Here is a 20,330-nt window from a genome sequence, read left to right as displayed (position 1 = left end):
GTGCCACGCGAGCGCTCTTCAAGAAAAGCGCTTGATTGAAAACCGGGCGGACGATGCGTTGTCCGTTCACTTATTGCTAAAGGCCCTGAACTCCCATGTCGGATCGCTACGAACTCTTCCTCACCTGTCCCAAAGGCCTTGAAGGCCTGCTCATCGAGGAAGCCGCCGGGCTTGGCCTTGAAGACGCGCGCGAACATACCTCGGCCGTGCGCGGCATGGCCGACATGGAGACCGCCTACCGCCTGTGCCTCTGGTCGCGCCTGGCCAACCGGGTACTGCTGGTGCTCAAGCGCTTCCCGATGAAGGACGCCGAAGACCTCTATCACGGCGTGCATGACGTCGACTGGCAGGACCACATGCTGGCGGACGGCACCCTGGCGGTGGAGTTCAGCGGCCACGGCTCGGGCATCGACAACACTCACTTCGGCGCCTTGAAGGTCAAGGACGCCATCGTCGACCGGCTGCGCACGCCGACCGGCGAGCGTCCCTCCATCGACAAGCTCAACCCGGACCTGCGCATTCACCTGCGCCTGGATCGCGGCGAAGCCATCCTCTCCCTCGATCTGTCCGGCCACAGCCTGCACCAGCGCGGCTATCGCCTGCAGCAGGGCGCGGCGCCGCTGAAGGAAAACCTCGCGGCGGCGATCCTGATCCGTTCCGGCTGGCCACGTATCGCGGCCAATGGCGGCGCCCTGGCCGACCCGATGTGCGGCGTGGGGACCTTCCTGGTGGAAGCAGCGATGATCGCCGCCGACATCGCCCCCAACCTCAAGCGCGAGCAATGGGGTTTCACTGCCTGGCTCGGTCACGTCCCGGCGCTGTGGCGCAAGCTGCATGAAGAAGCCCAGGCGCGGGCTCAGGCCGGCCTGGCCAAGCCGCCGCTGTGGATTCGCGGTTACGAAGCCGACCCGCGGCTGATCCAGCCAGGGCGCAACAACGTCGAGCGCGCCGGCCTCAGTGAGTGGATCAAGATCTACCAGGGCGAAGTGGCGACCTTCGAGCCGCGCCCGGACCAGAACCAGAAAGGCCTGGTGATCAGTAACCCGCCCTACGGCGAGCGCCTGGGTGACGAAGCCAGCCTGCTGTATCTCTACCAGAACCTCGGCGAGCGCCTGCGTCAGGCCTGCCTGGGCTGGGAAGCGGCGGTATTCACCGGCGCGCCGGACCTGGGCAAGCGCATGGGCATCCGCAGCCACAAGCAGTATTCGTTCTGGAACGGCGCCTTGCCGTGCAAGCTGCTGTTGATCAAGGTGCAGCCAGACCAGTTCGTCACTGGCGAGCGGCGTACCCCGGAGCAACGGCAGATCGAGCGTGAGCAGGCCGAGGCCGACAAGGCGCCGCTGGTTCCGCAGGAGCGCCAGTACAACAAGAACGGCAACCCGATCAAACCGACGCCGGCGCCAGCCCCCGTGGTCGAGCAGGCGCGCCTGAGCGAAGGCGGGCAGATGTTCGCCAACCGCCTGCAGAAGAACCTCAAGCTGCTGGGCAAGTGGGCCAAGCGCGAAGGCGTCGACTGCTATCGCGTCTACGATGCCGACATGCCGGAATATTCCCTGGCCATCGACCTGTACCACGACTGGGTGCACGTGCAGGAATACGCCGCGCCGAAATCCATCGACCCGGAAAAGGCCCAGGCCCGTCTGTTCGATGCCCTGGCGGCCATTCCGCAAGCGTTGAACGTCGACAAGAGCCGGGTGGTGATCAAGCGCCGCGAACGCCAGAGCGGTACCAAGCAGTACGAACGCCAGAGCGCCCAGGGCAAGTTCACCGAGGTCAGCGAAGGTGGCGTGAAGCTGTTGGTCAACCTCACCGACTATCTCGACACCGGGCTGTTCCTCGACCACCGGCCGATGCGCCTGCGGATCCAGAAAGAAGCCGCCGGCAAGCGATTCCTCAACCTGTTCTGCTACACCGCCACCGCCAGTGTGCACGCGGCCAAGGGCGGCGCGCGCAGCACCACCAGCGTCGACCTGTCGAAAACCTACCTGGATTGGGCGCGGCGCAACCTGTCGCTCAACGGTTTCTCTGACAAGAACCGTCTGGAGCAGGGCGATGTCATGGCCTGGCTGGAGACTTGCCGCGATGAGTTCGACCTGATCTTCATCGACCCGCCGACCTTCTCCAACTCCAAGCGCATGGAAGGGGTGTTCGACGTGCAGCGTGACCACGTGCAACTGCTCGACCTGGCCATGGCCCGGTTGGCCAGCGGTGGCGTGCTGTATTTCTCCAACAACTTCCGCAAGTTCCAGCTCGAGGAAAACCTGGCGGCGCGTTATGCCGTCGAGGAGATCACCGCCAAGACCATCGACCCGGATTTCGCCCGTAACGGCAAGATCCACCGGGCCTGGAAAATCACCGCCCGCTGAGGTTGATTGGATCCACAGAGCCTTGATTTTCAAGGCTCTTTGCTCTAGCCAAATTAGTGGCGAATAGCTATAACTCAATGCAAGCCCATGTGACGCTCACGTTCGCTGGCGTTATGAGTTTTGCTTATGTCGTTGCACTCGGTACGCCCGAAAATCCTGGGCTTCATCAGCGAAGACGTGTCGGCCTGGCTGGTCGCGTTAGTGGTATTGCTGTTTGGTTGTGTATTGACCGGGCTGCTGGCCTGGTCGACCCTCAATCTGTATCAGCAGCAGTTGCGCCAACGTTTCCAGCTGCTGGCCAGCGAACGTTATAGCCGCATCGAAGAGCGCTTCGAAGATCAGGAGCAGCGCCTGGATGGTCTCAAGCGCTTCTTCATCAATTCCGGCGCGGTCTCGCGCCAGGATTTCGACGGCTACACCCAACCGCTCTTGCATCGTACCCAGGCCTACGCCTGGGCGCCGCGCGTCAGCGGTGCCGAGCGCGCGCTGTTCGAGCGCATGGCGCAGGAACAGGGGGCGCCGGATTATTTCATTGCCGACCTGAATGCCGAAGGCAAGCTGCAGCGAGCCGCCGAGCGCGATGAGTACATACCGGTGCTCTACAGCCAGACCCAAAGCCCGCTGGGCTCGCCCCTGGGGTTCGACCTGCTGGCCCAGCCAATGCGTCGCGACACTCTCGAGCGGGCGCGGCGGCGTGGCGGCGTGGCGGTTTCGCAGCCGGTGCGCTTGGTCGGAGTCGAGCCTTCTTACGCGCGCGGCATCATCCTGGCGACTCCCGTCAGCCTGCGTGCCGATGTGGCCATGTCGACCCCCGAGCCTTACGGTTATGTGATCGCAGTGATCAGCATGCGCCAGTTGGTGGTCGATGGTCTGCCCGAGCAGCGTCAGGACAACCTGTTCGTGCAGATCATTGACCTGTCGACCGCCGAGTCGTACGGCAAACTCTATGAATCGAGCAACGGCCCGGGGGGCAGCCCACTGGCGGTGAGCCGAGTGCTGAGCCTGGCCGACCATGATTACCAGGTGAACATCCGCCCCAGCGCGGTGTTCCTCCAGGCCAACCATTCTTCGGTGTCCAGCCAGGTGGTCCTGGGCACGCTGCTGAGCCTGCTGCTCAGTGCCTTGCTGTATGTCCTGGTCAGCCAGCGGCAGCGCGCGCTGCGGCTGGTGGAGCAGCGCACCGGGGAGCTGCGGGCCAGGGAGCAGGAATTGCGCGGCACCCACGGACAGCTGCGCAGCGTGCTCAATGCGGCGACCCAGGTGGCGATCATCGCCACCGACCTGCGGGGCGTGATCAGCACCTTCAATGCCGGCGCCGAACATATGCTCGGCTACAGCAGCGCCGAGGTAGTGGGCCACCTGACCCTGGAAAGCCTTCACCTGCCCGCGGAGCTGAATGCGCGCGCACAAGCCCTGAGCCAGCGTTACGGCCGGCAGATCCCGATGTGCCAGGCGATGCTGGTGGACGGTTCCGAAGAGCGGGGCGAGGCAACCCGCGAGTGGACCCTGATGCGCCGCGATGGCAGCCATCTGGTGGTGAACATGTTGGCCACCCCGGTCCTGGATGATCACGGCTTATGGGTCGGGCACCTGGCGATTTGTATCGATATCACCGAACGCAAGCGGGTCCACGAGGCGCTGGCGGCCCGTGATCGTCTGCTGAAGAAACTCAGCGCCCATGTACCGGGCGCCATCTATCAGTTCCAGGTGGATGCCGAAGGCCATTCCAGCTTCAGCTACGTCAGTGACGGCATCCGCGACATCTACGAGATCGATCCACAGCAGTTGCAGCGCGATGCCAACCCGGTGTTCGAGCGTATTCACCCGGACGATGTGGCCCGGGTGCGCGGCTCGATCTGGACCTCGGCGAAGAAACTCAGCCCCTGGCGCGAGGAATATCGGGTGCAGTTGCCACAGCGCGGCCTGCGCTGGATACGCGGCGAAGCGACCCCGGAAAAGCTGGCGGGGGGCGGGGTGCTGTGGCATGGCTATCTGTCGGACATCTCCGACCTCAAGCGGGTCGAAGAAGAGTTGCGGGCCCTGTCGGTCACCGACTCGCTGACTGGTATCCACAACCGCCGCTATTTCCAGGAGCGCCTGCAGACGGAAATGGCGCGGGTCGAGCGCGGGGTGGGCAGCCTGGCGGTGATCATGCTGGATATCGACCACTTCAAGCGGATCAACGACCAGTACGGGCATGCCATCGGCGACATGGTGCTGCGCGGCGTCTGTGAGCGCATCGGCCTTCGTCTGCGGCGCACGGATGTGTTTTGCCGGCTGGGCGGCGAAGAGTTCATGGTGCTGTGCCCGGACACCGATGGCCAGCAGGCCTATGTCCTGGCCGAGGAGCTGTGGCGCGGGCTGCGCAGCTCGCCAATCGATGGCGTGGGCATTGTCACGGCCAGTTTCGGCATCGCCAGCTGGCGGGAGCACGAAGGGGCCGACGGGCTGTTGCTGCGGGCGGATTCCGGGGTCTATGCGGCCAAGCAGGCTGGGCGCGACCGGGTCGAGGCCGAGATGGGGTAGGCAGGGGCGCAGAAGTGGGGTGACGCGAGGTTGTCCTCGCGCCACCTGAGTGACGGCTTACAGGGTCGAAGCGGTGTCTGCCAGTTTCGGCTGGCGGTACAGATCCAGCAGCACCTGATCGAGCACCGAGGACGCGCCCCAGGGCTTCGGATCGTTGAGAATCGCTACCACGGCCCAGGTGTTGCCGTTGCTGTCGCGGCTGTAGCCGGCGATGGCGCGGACGGTGTTCAGGGTCCCGGTCTTCACGTGGGCTTCGCCGGACATCGCGGTGCGCTTCAGGCGTTTGCGCATGGTGCCATCCATGCCGGCGATCGGCATCGAGCTGATGAACTCCGCCGAGTACGGGCTTCTCCAGGCCGCTTGCAGCATGGCGGCCATTTCGCGGGCGCTGACCCGTTCGGCACGGGACAGGCCCGAACCGTTCTCCATCACCAGGTGCGGCGCGGTGATGCCTTTCTTCGCCAGCCACTGACGCACCACCCGTTGCGCCGCCTTGGCATCGTCACCATCGGCTTCGGTGCGGTATTGCGCGCCGAGGCTGAGGAACAGTTGCTGGGCCATGGTGTTGTTACTGTATTTGTTGATGTCGCGGATGATTTCCGCCAGGTCCGGCGAGAAGGCCCGGGCCAGCACCTTGGCGCTGGATGGAACGGCGGCCAGGCGGTCCTTGCCCTGGATGCTGCCGCCCAGTTCCTTCCAGATGGCGCGTACGGCGCCGGCGGTGTAGGTCGCGTGGTCGAGCAGCGACAGGTAGGTCTGCGAACTGCAACCGTCGCCCAGCTGGCCGTTGACGGTCACGGTGACGCTGCCGTCCGCCTGTGGGACCGGGTTGTAGCGCACGTTGCCGGTGCACTGTTTGCCGCCGATGGCCTTGACCTGGTTGTCGATGCGAATGCTGGCAATCGGCGGCTCGACGGAAATCAGCACCTTGCCCGAATCGTTGCGCGCCACGAAGCGCAGGGCCTTGAGGTTGACCAGCAGGGCATCGGGCTTGACCAGGAACGGCTTGTTCTCGTCATTGCCGTCGTCGTTGAACTGCGGCAGTTGCGGCTGCACGAAGAAGTTGCGGTCCAGCACCAGGTCGCCGGTCACTTGCTGCACGCCGTTGGCCCGCAGGTCGCGCATCAGCAACCAGAGTTTTTCCATGTTCAGCTTGGGATCGCCGCCGCCCTTGAGGTACAGGTTGCCATTGAGGATGCCGCCGCTCAGGGTGCCGTCGGTGTAGAACTCGGTTTTCCACTGGTGGGTCGGGCCGAGCATTTCCAGGGCGGCGTAGGTGGTAACCAGTTTCATGGTCGAGGCCGGGTTGACCGACACGTCTGCGTTGTAAACGGTGGCCGTGCCCGGGCCGCTGAGCGGGATCATCACCAGCGACAGGGCGTTGTCTTGCAGTTTGCTGGCCTTGAGGGCCTGTTGGACCTTGGGCGAAAGGGTGGTGTTGACGGGGGCGGCGGAAACGGAAATGGCCAGGGGCAGAAGAAGACCGGCAAGAAAAAGTGGACGCAAAGATTTGATCATGTGAAGTAAAACCCTACAGCCGAGGGGAGAAAAGACGAGGGCATGACGATAAATTCCCTCAGTGGTCACGAAAGTGTCGGCATTATGCCCCAAGGTATAGCGGCTTGTGCCGTGCCACGGCGGGCTAATGCGCTATTTTTTTCCCAATGGCAGGCCAAGGCCCTCATAGAGTCAGGCAATCGGTTGCTTAAACTGGTAAAGTGCCGCCCGTTATTACTTATGAGGATTGTTCCATGGCCACTAACCGTTCCCGCCGTCTGCGCAAAAAACTGTGCGTAGATGAATTTCAGGAGCTGGGTTTTGAGCTGAACCTGGATTTCAAAGAAGATCTGGCCGAAGAGGCTATTGACGCTTTCCTCGACGCGTTCCTGAAAGAAGCGATGGAAGCCAACGGCCTCGGCTATGTTGGTGGCGATGACTTCGGCCTGGTTTGCCTGAGCAAACGCGGTTCGGTCAGCGAAGAGCAACGTGCCAAGGTCGAAGCCTGGCTCAAGGCCCGCACCGAGCTGACCAGCGTTGAAGTCAGCCCGCTGCTGGACGTCTGGTACCCGGAAAACTCGATCAATCCGGTAGCCTGATGTGCTGAGTCGGTGGCCCGTCCGGGCCGCCGACTCGAGGCTGTCGCGGTACAGCCTTCTCTATTTATTTCCCCCGCAGAACCTTTATATGCCTCGGGCCTGTTTCCCGGGATTTCGCGTGGGCGGGTTGTAGCCGCTGCCGTAGGCTGCGATCGCGACCGAAGGACGCGCAAGGTCTTGAGATCGCTGAAGCCCTTCGGGCTTATCGCAGCCTGCGGCAGCGGCTACAGGCTTATTCCTGGTTCCAGTTCAGGATTGCCAGGGTCAGCACGCCGGCCACGATTCCCCAGAACGCCGAGCCGACGGAGAACAGGGTCAGGCCCGAGGCGGTCACCATAAAGGTGATCAGCGCCGCCTCGCGTTCCTTCACCTGGCTCATGGCGATGCTCAGGCCGTTGATGATCGAGCCGAACAGCGCCAGCGCGGCGATCGACAGCACCAGCTCCTTGGGCAGGGCCGCGAACAGCGCCGCCAACGTGGCGCCGAAGACCCCGGCGACGCCGTAGAAAATTCCGCACCAGACCGCCGCGGTGTAGCGCTTGTTGCGGTCCTCGTGGGCATGGGGGCCGGTGCAGATCGCCGCGCTGATGGCCGCCAGGTTGATGCCGTGGGAGCCGAACGGTGCCAGCAGCAGGGAGGCGATACCGGTGGTGGTGACCAGTGGTGAGGCCGGGACGTTGTAGCCGTCGGCGCGCAGCACGGCGACCCCGGGCATGTTCTGCGAGGTCATGGCCACCACGAACAGCGGGATGCCGATGCTGATGGTCGCTGCCAGGGAGAAGTGCGGGGTGGTCCACACCGGCGTGGCGACTTCCAGGTGGAATTGGCTGAAGTCCAGCAGGCCCATCACCCCGGCCAATGCAGTGCCGATCAGCAGCGCGGCGAGCACCGCATAGCGTGGCGACAGGCGCTTGACCAGCAGGTAGCTGAAGAACATGCCCAGCACCAGGCCGGTGCGGTGCTGCGCGGCGACGAAGATCTCGCTGCCGATCTTGAACAGGATGCCCGCCAGCAGTGCCGCGGCGAGGGAGGCCGGGATGCGCTTGACCAGGCGTTCGAAGCTGCCGGTCAGGCCACAGATGGTTACCAGCACCGCGCAGGTGATATAGGCGCCGATGGCTTCGCCGTAGCTCACCCCGGACAGGCTGGTGATCAGCAGCGCGGCGCCGGGGGTCGACCAGGCGACGGTGATCGGGGTGCGGTAGCGCAAGGACAGGCCGATGCTGCAGAGGGCCATGCCGATGGAGATGGCCCAGATCCACGAGGAAATCTGCCCGCTGGTCAGCCCGGCGGCCTGTCCGGCCTGGAACATCAGCACCAGGGAGCTGGTGTAGCCGGTCATCATGGCGATGAAGCCGGCGACTACGGCCGAGGGCGAAGTATCGGCCAGGGGGCGTAATGGCGCGAGGGAGGCGTCGGACATGGAGCACTGTTCCTTGTTCTGATAAAGATATCTGTCGCCCGAAAGCCCGGCGCAGGGGCGTTGGGTGACGAAAGCAGGGGCCAAGCCTAAACGTAAAAGTAACCATTCATTGCAATACAGCCAGGGCGGCAAATGGCCGTACAGTCGTTGTGGTTGCCTGTGGCCCATACAGTTATTGCGAATGGACCCCATGGGTTGTGTACAATGTGCCATTGTTTTTACGCGATACTTGTCAGCGACCCGCTGTGCCGTATTACAGTCACGGTCAATTCGCCGCAGTTCTCCCGACTCGAGTGCCCATGAACGAACAGTTGCAACCCCTCAAGAAACAACCGCGAGCAGGCAAGGCCGGTCGCAGCGGGACCCAGGACGATATTGTCTACGCGCATATCTTCGAGGCCATCCTCGAACAGCGCCTGGCGCCCGGCACCAAGTTGAGCGAAGAGGCGCTGGGGGAAATTTTCGGGGTCAGCCGTACCATCATTCGTCGTGCGCTGTCGCGCCTGGCCCATGAAGGCGTGGTGCTGCTGCGGCCCAATCGCGGCGCGGTCGTGGCCAGCCCGAGTGTCGAGGAAGCCCGCCAGGTGTTCATGGCGCGCCGGCTGGTGGAGCGGGCGATCACCGAGCTGGCGGTGCAGCACGCCACGGCCGAACAGCTTGCCGAGCTGCGGCAGATGGTCAACGACGAGCGCGACAGCTTTTCCCGTGGCGATCGCGGCGCCGGTATCCGCTTGTCGGGCGAGTTCCACCTCAAACTTGCCGAGGCGGCGAAGAATGCTCCGCTGATCAGCTTCCAGCGCAGCCTGGTGTCGCAGACCTCGCTGATCATCGCCCAGTACGAAAGCGGCAACCGTTCGCACTGTTCCTACGATGAGCACACCCAGTTGATCGACGCCATCGAGGCCCGCGACGCGGAGCTGGCGGTGACCCTGATGATGCATCACATGGATCACATCGACAGCAAGCTCAACCTCGACGAAGAAAGCGCCTCGGACGACCTGCATGCGGTGTTCTCGCACCTGCTGCAAACCAAGAAGCCGGGCCGCTCTCCCGCCAAGCTGTAACGCCATATTCTGTAGGAGCGAGCTTGCTCGCGATAGCCGCGAAGCGGCGACCTGTCTGCCATAACTCGTTATCCTTGGCGATCTTTTCGCGAGCAAGCTCGCTCCTACAGGGTTTACAGCAGATAAAAAAATCCCCCGCCTCAGCGCATGAGGCGGGGGATTTTTCGTTTCCGGGATTAGCGCTGGTGCACCAGATTGCCCACGGCATAGGTCTGCGCCACGGTGCGGTCATCGCCCAGGGTCATCAGCACGAACAGCGTCTCGGCGATGCTCTTGGACTGTTTCAGGCGATAGCTCAGCAGCGGCGTGGCGTTGTAGTCGAGCACCAGGAAGTCGGCGTCGGTGCCTGGCTGCAGGGTGCCGATCCGCTCTTCCAGGCGCAGGGCGCGCGCGCCGCCGAGGGTGGCCAGGTACAGCGACTTGAACGGACTCAGGCGCGCGCCCTGCAACTGCATGACCTTGTAGGCTTCGTTCAGGGTCTGCAGCAGCGAGAAGCTGGTGCCGCCGCCGACGTCGGTGCCCAGGCCGACATTCAGCTTGTGCTTCTCGGCCATCGGCAGGTTGAACAGGCCGCTGCCGAGGAACAGGTTCGAGGTCGGGCAGAAGGCCACGGCCGAACCGGTCTGCGCCAGGCGCGCGCATTCGTCGTCGCACAGGTGCACGCCGTGGGCGAACACCGAGCGCTCGCCCAGCAACTGGTAGTGGTCGTACACGTCCAGGTAGCCCTTGCGCTCGGGGAACAGTTCCTTGACCCATTCGACTTCCTGCAGGTTCTCGCTGATGTGGGTCTGCATGTACAGGTCGGGGTATTCGCCGAGCAACTGCCCGGCGAGGGTCAGTTGTTCCGGGGTGCTGGTCGGGGCGAAACGCGGCGTCACCGCGTAGTGCAGGCGGCCCTTGCCGTGCCAGCGCTCGATCAGCGCCTTGCTTTCCAGGTAGCTGGATTCGGCGGTGTCGGTCAGGTAGTCCGGGGCGTTGCGGTCCATCATCACCTTGCCGGCGATCATCCGCAGGTCGAGCTTCTCGGCCGCTTCGAAAAAGGCATTCACCGATTGCGGATGCACGCTGCCGAAGACCAGGGCGGTGGTGGTGCCGTTGCGCAGCAGTTCCTTGATGAAAGTCCCCGCCACTTCCTCTGCATGGGCCTGGTCGGCGAACTGGCTTTCGCAAGGGAAGGTGTAGGTGTTGAGCCAGTCCAGCAACTGCTCGCCATAGGCACCGACCATGCCGGTCTGCGGCAGGTGGATATGGGTGTCGATAAAGCCTGGGGTGATCAGCGCATCCTGGTAGTGAGTGATCTCGATATCGGCGGGCAGGCTGGCGAGCAATTCGCTGGCGTGGCCGAGGGCGCTGATCTGGCCGTTGTCGACCACCAGCAGTCCATCCTCGAAATACTCGTAGGAGGCTTCGATGCCGACCTCGGCGGGGTCGGCGATGCTGTGCAGGATGGCGGCACGGTAGGCTTTGCGAGTCAGAGGCATGAGGCAGTCTCGGTTCGTGGCTTTTTAATGAGTGGCATGGCTGCGGCGCGAGGCCGGCAGCAGTTTGGCAATGGGTTCGGCGCGGGCACTGTGCTGGCCGAAATTGGCGTTATAGGTGGCGATGATTTCGCCAGCGATGGAGATGGCGATTTCCACAGGCAACTTGCCTTTGACTTCGCCGAGCCCCATCGGGCAGCGCATGCGTTGCAGCACGCCGCTGTCGAAGCCGCGCTCGCGCAGGCGGTGTTCGAACTTCACCCGTTTGGTCTTCGAGCCGATCAGGCCGAAGTAGGCAAAGTCGTTGCGCTTGAGGATCGCGGCGGTGAGCTCCAGGTCGAGCTGGTGATTGTGGGTCATGACGATGCAGTAGCTGCCGGCGGGCAGGTCATCGATTTCATCGACGGGCTCTTCGCTGACGATCTTGCGTACGCTCTGGGGGATCTGCTCGGGGAATTCCTGTTCCCGCGAGTCGATCCAGCGCACCTTGCACGGCAGGCTGGCCAGCAGCGGCACCAGGGCGCGGCCGACATGGCCGGCGCCGAAGACCGCGATCTGCGCCTGGACCTGGCCCATGGGTTCGAACAGCAACACCGTTACCCCACCGCAGCACTGGCCGAGGCTGGCGCCCAGGCTGAAGCGCTCCAGGTGGGTGTCCTGCTTGCCGCTGGCGAGCATCTCGCGGGCGATCTGCATGGCCTTGTATTCCAGGTGGCCGCCGCCGATGGTGTCGAAGCTCTGGCTGGCGCTGATGACCATTTTCGAGCCGGCATTGCGTGGCGTCGAACCCAGCTCTTCGATGATGGTCACCAGCACGCAGGGTTCGCCGCGGGTTTGCAGGTCGGCGAGGGCGCTGATCCAGTTGTACATGTTTCACCTCTTGCAACGTTGTCGTCTGCAATGTCGTCATCGCGAGCAAGCTCGCTCCTACAGGAGGGTGCGATATCTGTAGGAGCGAGCTTGCTCGCGATGGGATTTACAGGGAAGCCAGTTCCGCCTTGGTCTCCACGGCCTTCGCCACCTTCAGCTGGCGCATCTGCTCGCAGCCCCACAACACCCGCTCCGGCGTGGCCGGTGCGTCGATCTTCGGCTGGTGCCGGTAATCGCCAAGGCTGGCCACGGCGTCCTTGATCGCGCACCAGGCGGCGATGCCGAGCATGAACGGCGGTTCGCCCACGGCCTTGGAATGGAACACCGTGTCTTCCGGGTTCTTGCGGTTTTCCACCAGCTTGACCCGCAGGTCCAGCGGCATGTCGGCCACTGCCGGAATCTTGTAGCTGGCCGGGCCGTTGGTCATCAGCTTGCCCTTGGCGTTCCACACCAGCTCTTCCATGGTCAGCCAGCCCATGCCCTGGATGAAGCCACCTTCCACCTGGCCGATGTCGATGGCCGGGTTCAGCGAGGCGCCGACGTCATGCAGGATGTCGGTGCGCAGCATCTTGTACTCGCCGGTCAGGGTGTCGACTATCACCTCGGCGCAGGCGGCGCCGTAGGCGTAGTAGTAGAACGGTCGGCCACGGGCCTGGGCACGGTCGTAGTAGATTTTCGGGGTCTTGTAGAAGCCGGTGCTGGACAGCGAGACCTGGGCGAAATAGGCCTGCTGGATCAGCTCCTCGAAACTCAGGATCTGGTCGCGGACCCGCACATGGCCGTTGTGGAATTCCACATCTTCCTCGCTGACCTTGTACTGCCGGGCGGCAAACTCCACCAGGCGTTTCTTGATGATTTCCGCTGCGTTCTGCGCCGCCTTGCCGTTCAGGTCGGCACCGCTGGAGGCGGCGGTCGGCGAGGTGTTGGGCACCTTGTCGGTGTTGGTCGCGGTGATCTGCACCCGGTCGATCTCCACCTGGAACACCTCGGCCACCACCTGCGCCACCTTGGTGTTCAGGCCCTGGCCCATTTCCGTGCCGCCGTGGTTGAGGTGGATGCTGCCGTCGGTGTAGACGTGCACCAGTGCGCCGGCCTGGTTGAGGAAGCTGGCGGTGAAGGAAATGCCGAATTTCACCGGGGTCAGCGCCAGACCCTTTTTCAGGATCGGGCTGCCGGCGTTGTAGCGGCGGATCGCTTCGCGGCGCTCGGCGTACTGGCTGCTGGCTTCCAGTTCTGCGGTCATTTCTTCGAGCATGTTGTGCTCGACGGTCTGGTAGTAGTGGGTGACGTTGCGTTCGGTCTTGCCGTAGTAGTTGGCTTTGCGCACGGCCAGCGGGTCGAGGGCGAGATGGCGGGCGATGGCGTCCATCACTTCCTCGATGGCGACCATGCCTTGCGGGCCGCCGAAACCACGGTAGGCGGTGTTCGACGCGGTGTTGGTCTTGCAGCGATGGCCGTTGATGGTGGCGTCGCCCAGGTAGTACGAGTTGTCGGCGTGGAACATCGCCCGGTCGACGATCGAGGCCGACAGGTCCGGCGAGCAACCGCAGTTGCCGGCCAGCTCCAGCTGGATGCCATGCAGGCGCCCGGTGCTGTCGAAGCCGACGTCGTACTCGATATAGAAGGGGTGGCGCTTGCCGGTCATCAGCATGTCTTCGACCCGTGGCAGGCGCATCTTGGTTGGCTGGCCGGTGAGGTGCGCGATCACCGCGCACAGGCATGCCGGGCTGGCGGCCTGGGTTTCCTTGCCGCCGAAACCACCGCCCATGCGGCGCATGTCGACCACGATCTTGTTCATCGACACGTCCAGCACCTCGGCCACCAGCTTCTGCACCTCGGTGGGGTTCTGGGTCGAGCAGTAGACGATCATGCCGCCGTCTTCGGTGGGCATCACCGAGGAAATCTGGGTCTCCAGGTAGAAGTGTTCCTGGCCGCCGATGTGCAGCGTGCCCTGCAGGCGATGCTCGGCGCTGGCCAAGGCCTTGGCCGAGTCGCCGCGCTGGTGGGTGTGGCTGTCGAGGACGAAGTGACGTTTGCGCAGGGCTTCGACCACGTCCAGGACCGGCTCCAGGTCCTCGTATTCGATGACCGCGGCCATGGCCGCCTGGCGCGCGGTCTCCAGGTCGCGGGCGGCCACGGCTAGCACCGGCTGACCGACGAACTGCACGTCGTCGATGGCCAGCAGCGGGTCGCCGGGCAGCAGCGGGCCGATATCTTTCAGCCCCGGAATGTCCTTGTGGGTGATGACGATACGCACGCCTTCGAAGGCGTAGCAGGGCGCGGTGTCGATGCTGAGGATCTTGGCGTGGGCACGGTCCGAGAGGCGCGCATACACATGCAGCTGGTTGGGGAATTCCAGCCGGTCATCGATGTACACCGCTTCGCCGGATACATGCTTGGCGGCACTGTCGTGCTTGACGCTGCGCCCGACGCCGGTGGCCAGGTCCTGTTGAAACAGGGCGCTCAGTTCGGCTTGAGTCTTCTCGACTTTGTGATGATTAGACATAAGCGGTCACCCGGGTCTCGATGTGAGGTGTTTGCAGTTCGATAAAGTATTTGCGCAGCAGGTTCTGGGCGCTGAGCAGGCGGTATTCCTTGCTGGCGCGGAAGTCCGAAAGCGGGGTGAAGTCTTCGCCCAGGGCGGCGCAGGCACGTTCGACGGTGGTCTCGCTCCACGGTGCGCCGAGCAGCGCGGCCTCACAGTGCTTGGCGCGTTTCGGGGTGGCGGCCATGCCACCGAAGGCTACGCGGGCGTCGGCGATCACGCCGTTCTCGATACGCAGGTTGAAGGCCGCGCAGACCGCGGAAATATCGTCGTCCAGGCGCTTGGACACCTTGTAGGCGCGGAACAGCTGCTGGGCACTGGCCCGTGGCACGATGATCTTCTCGATGAACTCGCTTTCCTGGCGCGCGGTGACGCGGTAGTCGATGAAATAGTCTTCCAGGGCCAGGGTGCGGCGGGTGTTGCCCTTGCACAGGACGATCTGCGCGCCCAGGGCGATCAGCAAGGGTGGCGAGTCGCCGATGGGCGAGGCATTGCCAATGTTGCCACCCAGGGTGCCCTGGTTGCGGATCTGCAACGAGGCGAAGCGCTGCAGCAGTTCGCCGAAGTCCGGGTATTCGGCCTTGAGGGCGTCGTAGCAGTCGGAGAGGGCGGTGGCGGCGCCGATTTCCAGGCGGTCGTCGAAGCGTTCGATGCGTTTCATTTCGGCGACGTTGCCGACGTAGATCATCACCGGCAGCGGGCGGTGGAACTGCGTGACTTCCAGCGCCAGGTCGGTGCCGCCGGCCAGCAGCCGGGCTTGCGGGTAGGCGTCATACAGGTCGGCCAGGTCGGATACGGTCAGCGGTACCAGGCAACGTTTGTCGCCACTGTTCAGTTCGCCGGTATCGCTGGGGGCGATAGCTTTCAGGCGGGCGATGGTCTCGGCTTCGCGGGCGTCGAACTGGTCCGGCTGCTTGCCGCAACAGGCCTGCTCGGCGGCGGCGAGGATCGGGCGGTAGCCGGTGCAGCGGCACAGGTTGCCGGCCAGGGCCTCGTGGGCCTTGTGCGCGTCGGGTTGTTCGGAGTTCTTCTGCAGGGCGAACAGCGACATGACGAAGCCCGGCGTACAGAAGCCGCACTGCGAGCCGTGGCACTCGACCATGGCTTTCTGCACGCTGTGCAACTGGCCCTGGTGCTTGAGGTCTTCGACGCTGATCAGCTGTTTGCCGTGCAGCGACGAGACGAAGGTCAGGCACGAGTTGAGGCTGCGATAACGGATGTGCTCCGCGCCCGTGTCGTCGGTCTGCAATTCGCCGACCACCACGGTGCAGGCGCCACAGTCGCCACTGGCGCAGCCTTCCTTGGTGCCGGGCTTGCCCAGATGCTCGCGCAGATAATTGAGCACCGTCAGATTCGGGTCCAGGGTGTGCTCGCTACGGAGTTCCTGGTTGAGTAAAAACTGGATCACGGAAGGCCTCGCAGACTCATTATTGTTGTTAACCGACTGGGGCCGAATTTAGTCATGTCTGACTTTTCGGTCAATGATTTTCTGACTTAAAGGTCAGGAAATCATTTTTTGCCGATCAACACGCGCTTTCAAACAGTATTGACCCTCCCGGGCCGCAGTGCTTTTTGCTTATTCCGTGCCAAATTCAGGCCCTTGGGCACTCCGCCATGAGGTAGCAATTGCGCTACACTGCGCCGCTTGTACCGATCTGAGAGTTTGAAGGAAAACCATGACGTTCAAGGCGCCGGACAGCCTCGCCGAGCAAATCGCTCACCACCTCGCCGAACGCATCATTCGCGGCGAGCTCAAGCCTGGGGAGCGCATTCAGGAACAGAAGGTCACGCTGGCCCTCAACGTCAGCCGCGGCTCGGTCCGCGAGGCCCTGCTGATCCTCGAGCGCCGTCACCTGATCGCCATCCTGCCGCGTCGTGGCGCCCATGTGACCGAACTCACCCCGCACAAGGTGCGGAGCCTGTGCACCCTGATGAGCGAGCTGTACATCCTGCTGGGCAACTCGGTGGCCAATGGCTGGGAACTGCAGGCCGACATGGCGCCGTTCCTGCAGATCCAGCAGCGATTGATCGCCGCCTACGAGCGCCAGGACATCCGCAGTTTCGTCGAAGACAGCTTCAACGTGATGCGCGCCGCCTACCCGTTCGCCGACAACCCGTACCTGCAGGAAACCGTCGAGAACCTGCAGCCGGCGATGAGCCGTGCCTATTTCCTGGCCCTGGAGCAGCGCAAGGCGGAAATGAGCGAATTCCTCGACCTGTTCGAGCAACTGCTGGCCGCCGTGCTGGCCCGTGACCTGCCGACGATCCGCCTGGTGCTGACGGCCTATGCCCGGCGCAGTTGCGACCTGGTAGTCGCCGCCTTGACGGTTGCCTGAGCGTGCGGCTCAAGTGCATCAAGCTGGCGGGGTTCAAGTCCTTCGTCGACCCGACCACGGTGAACTTCCCCAGTAACATGGCGGCGGTGGTCGGGCCCAATGGTTGCGGCAAGTCGAACATCATCGACGCCGTGCGCTGGGTCATGGGCGAGAGCTCGGCCAAGAACCTGCGCGGCGAGTCGATGACCGACGTCATCTTCAACGGTTCCACCAGTCGCAAGCCGGTGAGCCAGGCCAGCATCGAGCTGGTCTTCGACAACTCCGACGGCACCCTGGTCGGCGAGTACGCGGCCTACGCGGAAATCTCCATCCGCCGCAAGGTCACCCGCGACAGCCAGAACAGCTATTTCCTCAACGGCGCCAAGTGCCGTCGTCGCGACATTACCGATATCTTTCTCGGCACCGGCCTGGGGCCACGCAGCTACTCGATCATCGAGCAGGGCATGATCTCCAAGCTGATCGAAGCCAAGCCGGAAGACCTGCGCAACTTCATCGAAGAAGCCGCCGGGATTTCCAAGTACAAGGAGCGCCGCCGGGAAACCGAAAACCGCATCCGCCGTACCCACGAAAACCTGGCGCGCCTGACCGACCTGCGCGAAGAGCTGGAGCGCCAGCTCGAACGCCTGCACCGGCAGGCCCAGGCGGCCGAGAAGTACCAGGAATACAAAGCCGAGGAGCGTCAGCTCAAGGCCCAACTGTCGGCACTGCGCTGGCAGGAGCTTAACGAGCAGGTCGGCCAGCGCGAATCGATCATCGGCAACCAGGAAGTCGGCTTTGAAGCCCTGGTGGCGGAGCAACGCAATGCCGACGCCGCCATCGAGCGCCTGCGCGACGGTCACCATGAGTTGTCCGAGCGCTTTAATCTGGTGCAGGGGCGCTTCTATTCGGTCGGCGGCGATATCGCCCGGGTCGAGCAGAGCATCCAGCACGGCCAGCAGCGTCTGCGCCAGTTGCAGGACGACTTGCGCGAAGCCGAGCGTGCACGCCAGGAGACCGAATCCCACCTGGGCCACGACCGCACCTTGCTCGCCACTCTCGGTGAAGAGCTGGAAATGCTCGAGCCCGAGCAGGAAGTCACCAGCGCCGCCGCCGAAGAGGCCGCCGCGGCCCTGGAAGAAGCCGAAACCACCATGCACGGCTGGCAGGAGCAGTGGGACGGTTTCAACCTCAAATCCGCCGAGCCACGACGCCAGGCCGAGGTGCAGCAGTCGCGTATCCAGCAGCTCGAAGGCAGCATGGAACGCCTGGGTGAGCGCCAGCGGCGCCTGGTGGAGGAGCGCGCGTTGCTCGCCGCCGACCCGGAAGACGCGGCGATCCTCGAACTCAATGAACAACTCGCGGCCAGCGAGGCGACCCTGGAAGATTTGCAGGCCAGCGAAGACGCTCAAGTCGAGCGCCTGGAGCAACTACGCCAGGAGCTGCATCAGGCGACCCAGGCCCAGCAGCAGGCCCAGGGCGAGTTGCAGCGCCTCAATGGGCGCCTGGCCTCGCTGGAGGCTTTGCAGCAGGCAGCGCTCAATCCGGGGACCGGCGCCGCGCAATGGCTGCAGGAGCAACAGTTGGCCGAGCGCCCGCGGCTGGCCGAAGGCCTGAAGGTCGAGGCCGGTTGGGAGCTGGCGGTGGAAACCGTGCTTGGCGCCGACCTGCAAGCGGTACTGGTCGACGATTTTGCCGGCTTCGACCTGGCTGGCTTCGAGCAGGGCGACCTGCGCCTGCTCCAGCTGGCGGGCGAGGGCGCGCGGATGCCTGGCAGCCTGCTGGACAAGGTCGATGCCCAGGTCGATCTGGCGCCGTGGCTGGGCCAGGTCAAGCCTGTGGAAAGCCTTGAGCAGGCCCTGGCGTTGCGTGGCCAACTGGCGGCCGGCGAGAGCCTGATCAGCCGTGACGGGTTCTGGGTCGGCCGGCATTTCCTGCGGGTGCGCCGCGCCAGCGAAGCGGAAAGCGGCATGCTCGCGCGTAACCAGGAAATCGAACAACTGAGCCTGGAGCGCGACGAGCGCGAAGCCAGTGTGGAAGACCTGGAAACCCGGTTGCAGAACCTGCGTGCGCAACAGCGCCAGCAAGAGAACGGTCGCGAACACCTGCGCCGTCTGTTGCAGGACGAAGCCCGACAGCAGGGTGAATTGAAAGCCAGGCTTTCTGCCGGCAAGGCCAAGGCCGAACAACTGGCCCTGCGCCGTACCCGCCTGGATGAAGAAGTGGCGGAGCTGGGCGAGCAGCGCGCGGTGGAACACGAGCAAGTGGGCGAAGCCCGTCTGCAGTTGCAGGAAGCCCTCGACAGCATGGCCCTGGACACCGAGCAGCGCGAATTGCTGCTGGCCCAGCGCGACAGTTTGCGCGAACGCCTGGATCGGGTGCGCCAGGAGGCGCGCCAGCACAAGGATCACGCTCATCAGTTGGCGGTGCGCCTGGGGTCGCTCAAGGCCCAGCACGATTCCACCCGCCAGGCCCTGGAGCGCCTGGAGCTGCAATCGGAACGCCTGACGGAGAAGAGTGAACAGCTCAGCCTGAACCTGGAGGAGGGCGCCGCGCCGCTGGAAGAGCTGCGCTTGAAACTCGAGGAATTGCTGGAAAAACGCATGACCGTCGACGTCGAGCTCAAGAGCGCACAGATCGCTATGGAAGATGCCGACCGCGAATTGCGCGACGCGGAAAAACGTCGGACCCAGGCCGAGCAGCAATCGCAGTTGATCCGTGGCCAGCTCGAACAGCAGCGCATGGAATGGCAGGCCCTGAGCGTGCGTCGCAAGACCTTGCAGGACCAGTTGCTGGAAGACGGCTACGACTTGCAGGGCGTGCTCGCCACGCTGACCGAGCAGGCCAGCGAGAAAGAGGCCGAGGAAGAACTCGAGCGGATTGCCGCGCGCATCCAGCGCCTGGGGGCGATCAACCTCGCGGCCATCGATGAGTACCAGCAGCAGTCCGAACGCAAACGTTATCTGGACGCCCAGGACGCCGATCTGGTGGAAGCCCTGGAAACCCTGGAAAACGTGATTCGCAAGATCGACAAGGAAACCCGTAATCGTTTCAAGGATACCTTTGATCAGATTAACGGCGGTTTACAGGCGCTCTTTCCAAAAGTTTTCGGTGGCGGCAGCGCTTATTTGGAACTGACGGGCGAAGATCTACTCGATACAGGGGTAACGATCATGGCGCGTCCGCCAGGGAAGAAGAACAGCACCATTCATTTGTTGTCCGGTGGTGAGAAAGCATTGACGGCCCTGGCGCTGGTATTTGCCATCTTCAAGTTGAACCCGGCGCCGTTCTGCATGCTCGACGAAGTTGACGCCCCGCTGGATGACGCTAACGTTGGACGCTACGCAAGGCTGGTTAAAGAGATGTCGCAGACGGTGCAGTTCATCTATATCACCCACAACAAGATCGCCATGGAAATGGCCGATCAATTGATGGGCGTGACGATGCACGAACCCGGCTGTTCGCGCCTGGTAGCAGTGGATGTCGAGGAGGCGATGGCGATGGTGGACGCCTGATATCCGGGCGACCAAAGCCGGTATGTAAGTGACAAGTAAGAGGTTTTTACCTGTGCCGAGTACTGGCTGATCGACATATTGAATGAAGCCGTTGCGACAGACGGTGTAAAGTTGTCTTTGGTCGTGCTAGTTTAA

Annotated in this window: 12 protein-coding genes; 6 read left to right on the top strand and 6 right to left on the bottom strand. The window is 63.5% G+C overall.

All coding sequences use genetic code 11. From position 1 onward, the window contains the following. Positions 1–95: 95 nt before the first annotated feature. Positions 96–2,366 (top strand): bifunctional 23S rRNA (guanine(2069)-N(7))-methyltransferase RlmK/23S rRNA (guanine(2445)-N(2))-methyltransferase RlmL, encoded by a 2,271-nt coding sequence (rlmKL, locus tag AC07Y9_RS01425; protein ID WP_102678799.1) that lies wholly within the window; start codon positions 96–98, stop codon positions 2,364–2,366. A 126-nt stretch (positions 2,367–2,492) separates the two neighbouring features. Further along, positions 2,493–4,892 (top strand): sensor domain-containing diguanylate cyclase, encoded by a 2,400-nt coding sequence (locus tag AC07Y9_RS01420; RefSeq protein WP_102678800.1) that lies wholly within the window; start codon positions 2,493–2,495, stop codon positions 4,890–4,892. Between the two features lie 57 nt (positions 4,893–4,949). On the opposite strand, the gene dacB is transcribed toward AC07Y9_RS01420, so the two are convergent. Further along, positions 4,950–6,410 carry a D-alanyl-D-alanine carboxypeptidase/D-alanyl-D-alanine endopeptidase gene (gene dacB, locus AC07Y9_RS01415; RefSeq protein WP_053260269.1) on the bottom strand — a complete coding sequence of 487 codons (1,461 nt, stop codon included), beginning with the start codon at positions 6,408–6,410 and terminating at the stop codon, positions 4,950–4,952. Positions 6,411–6,643: 233 nt separating this feature from the next. Here dacB and AC07Y9_RS01410 point away from each other — a divergent pair, with 233 nt between their 5' ends. Next, the gene (locus AC07Y9_RS01410; protein WP_007932191.1) at positions 6,644–6,988 is read left to right on the top strand and encodes a YggL family protein; all 345 of its coding nucleotides are present in this window, start codon (positions 6,644–6,646) and stop codon (positions 6,986–6,988) included. Between the two features lie 232 nt (positions 6,989–7,220). Here the strand turns inward: AC07Y9_RS01410 and AC07Y9_RS01405 are convergent, their stop codons facing one another. Next, positions 7,221–8,411 carry a benzoate/H(+) symporter BenE family transporter gene (locus AC07Y9_RS01405; protein WP_102678801.1) on the bottom strand — a complete coding sequence of 397 codons (1,191 nt, stop codon included), beginning with the start codon at positions 8,409–8,411 and terminating at the stop codon, positions 7,221–7,223. A 299-nt stretch (positions 8,412–8,710) separates the two neighbouring features. Between AC07Y9_RS01405 and AC07Y9_RS01400 the strand changes: the two genes are divergently transcribed. Then, complete coding sequence (locus AC07Y9_RS01400; RefSeq protein WP_007932193.1) at positions 8,711–9,475, top strand: GntR family transcriptional regulator; 765 nt, start codon at positions 8,711–8,713, stop codon at positions 9,473–9,475. Positions 9,476–9,651: 176 nt separating this feature from the next. Here the strand turns inward: AC07Y9_RS01400 and guaD are convergent, their stop codons facing one another. The 4 genes from guaD to xdhA all read right to left on the bottom strand — a co-directional run bounded on the left by guaD (position 9,652) and on the right by xdhA (position 15,776). Next, positions 9,652–10,956: a guanine deaminase gene (gene guaD / locus AC07Y9_RS01395; protein ID WP_102678802.1), complete on the bottom strand. Its 1,305-nt coding sequence runs from the start codon at positions 10,954–10,956 to the stop codon at positions 9,652–9,654. 24 nt (positions 10,957–10,980) lie between these two features. Beyond that, the gene (xdhC, locus tag AC07Y9_RS01390; protein ID WP_102678803.1) at positions 10,981–11,823 is read right to left on the bottom strand and encodes a xanthine dehydrogenase accessory protein XdhC; all 843 of its coding nucleotides are present in this window, start codon (positions 11,821–11,823) and stop codon (positions 10,981–10,983) included. A gap of 106 nt (positions 11,824–11,929) precedes the next feature. Continuing rightward, positions 11,930–14,329 carry a xanthine dehydrogenase molybdopterin binding subunit gene (xdhB, locus tag AC07Y9_RS01385; protein WP_102678804.1) on the bottom strand — a complete coding sequence of 800 codons (2,400 nt, stop codon included), beginning with the start codon at positions 14,327–14,329 and terminating at the stop codon, positions 11,930–11,932. Beyond that, complete coding sequence (gene xdhA / locus AC07Y9_RS01380; protein ID WP_102678805.1) at positions 14,322–15,776, bottom strand: xanthine dehydrogenase small subunit; 1,455 nt, start codon at positions 15,774–15,776, stop codon at positions 14,322–14,324. Before xdhA ends, xdhB begins: the two co-directional genes overlap by 8 nt. A 268-nt stretch (positions 15,777–16,044) precedes the next feature. Between xdhA and AC07Y9_RS01375 the strand changes: the two genes are divergently transcribed. Then, positions 16,045–16,704, top strand: a complete 660-nt coding sequence (locus tag AC07Y9_RS01375; protein WP_007922360.1) for a GntR family transcriptional regulator — start codon at positions 16,045–16,047, stop codon at positions 16,702–16,704. Positions 16,705–16,706: 2 nt separating this feature from the next. Further along, positions 16,707–20,195: a chromosome segregation protein SMC gene (smc, locus tag AC07Y9_RS01370; protein ID WP_102678806.1), complete on the top strand. Its 3,489-nt coding sequence runs from the start codon at positions 16,707–16,709 to the stop codon at positions 20,193–20,195. The last annotated feature ends 135 nt before the right edge of the window (positions 20,196–20,330 follow it).

The sequence above is a fragment of the Pseudomonas sp. GW456-L12 genome (genome assembly GCF_059424045.1).
This window is presented reverse-complemented; position numbering and strand designations above follow the sequence as displayed.

Excerpts from the sequence above, each read along its gene's own strand:
- guaD (WP_102678802.1), bottom strand. The coding sequence starts at position 10,956 with ATGCCTCTGACTCGCAAAGCCTACCGTGCCGCCATCCTGCACAGCATC.
- AC07Y9_RS01405 (WP_102678801.1), bottom strand. The coding sequence starts at position 8,411 with ATGTCCGACGCCTCCCTCGCGCCATTACGCCCCCTGGCCGATACTTCG.
- xdhB (WP_102678804.1), bottom strand. The coding sequence starts at position 14,329 with ATGTCTAATCATCACAAAGTCGAGAAGACTCAAGCCGAACTGAGCGCC.
- AC07Y9_RS01400 (WP_007932193.1), top strand. The coding sequence starts at position 8,711 with ATGAACGAACAGTTGCAACCCCTCAAGAAACAACCGCGAGCAGGCAAG.
- AC07Y9_RS01420 (WP_102678800.1), top strand. The coding sequence starts at position 2,493 with ATGTCGTTGCACTCGGTACGCCCGAAAATCCTGGGCTTCATCAGCGAA.
- AC07Y9_RS01410 (WP_007932191.1), top strand. The coding sequence starts at position 6,644 with ATGGCCACTAACCGTTCCCGCCGTCTGCGCAAAAAACTGTGCGTAGAT.
- rlmKL (WP_102678799.1), top strand. The coding sequence starts at position 96 with ATGTCGGATCGCTACGAACTCTTCCTCACCTGTCCCAAAGGCCTTGAA.
- dacB (WP_053260269.1), bottom strand. The coding sequence starts at position 6,410 with ATGATCAAATCTTTGCGTCCACTTTTTCTTGCCGGTCTTCTTCTGCCC.
- xdhC (WP_102678803.1), bottom strand. The coding sequence starts at position 11,823 with ATGTACAACTGGATCAGCGCCCTCGCCGACCTGCAAACCCGCGGCGAA.
- AC07Y9_RS01375 (WP_007922360.1), top strand. The coding sequence starts at position 16,045 with ATGACGTTCAAGGCGCCGGACAGCCTCGCCGAGCAAATCGCTCACCAC.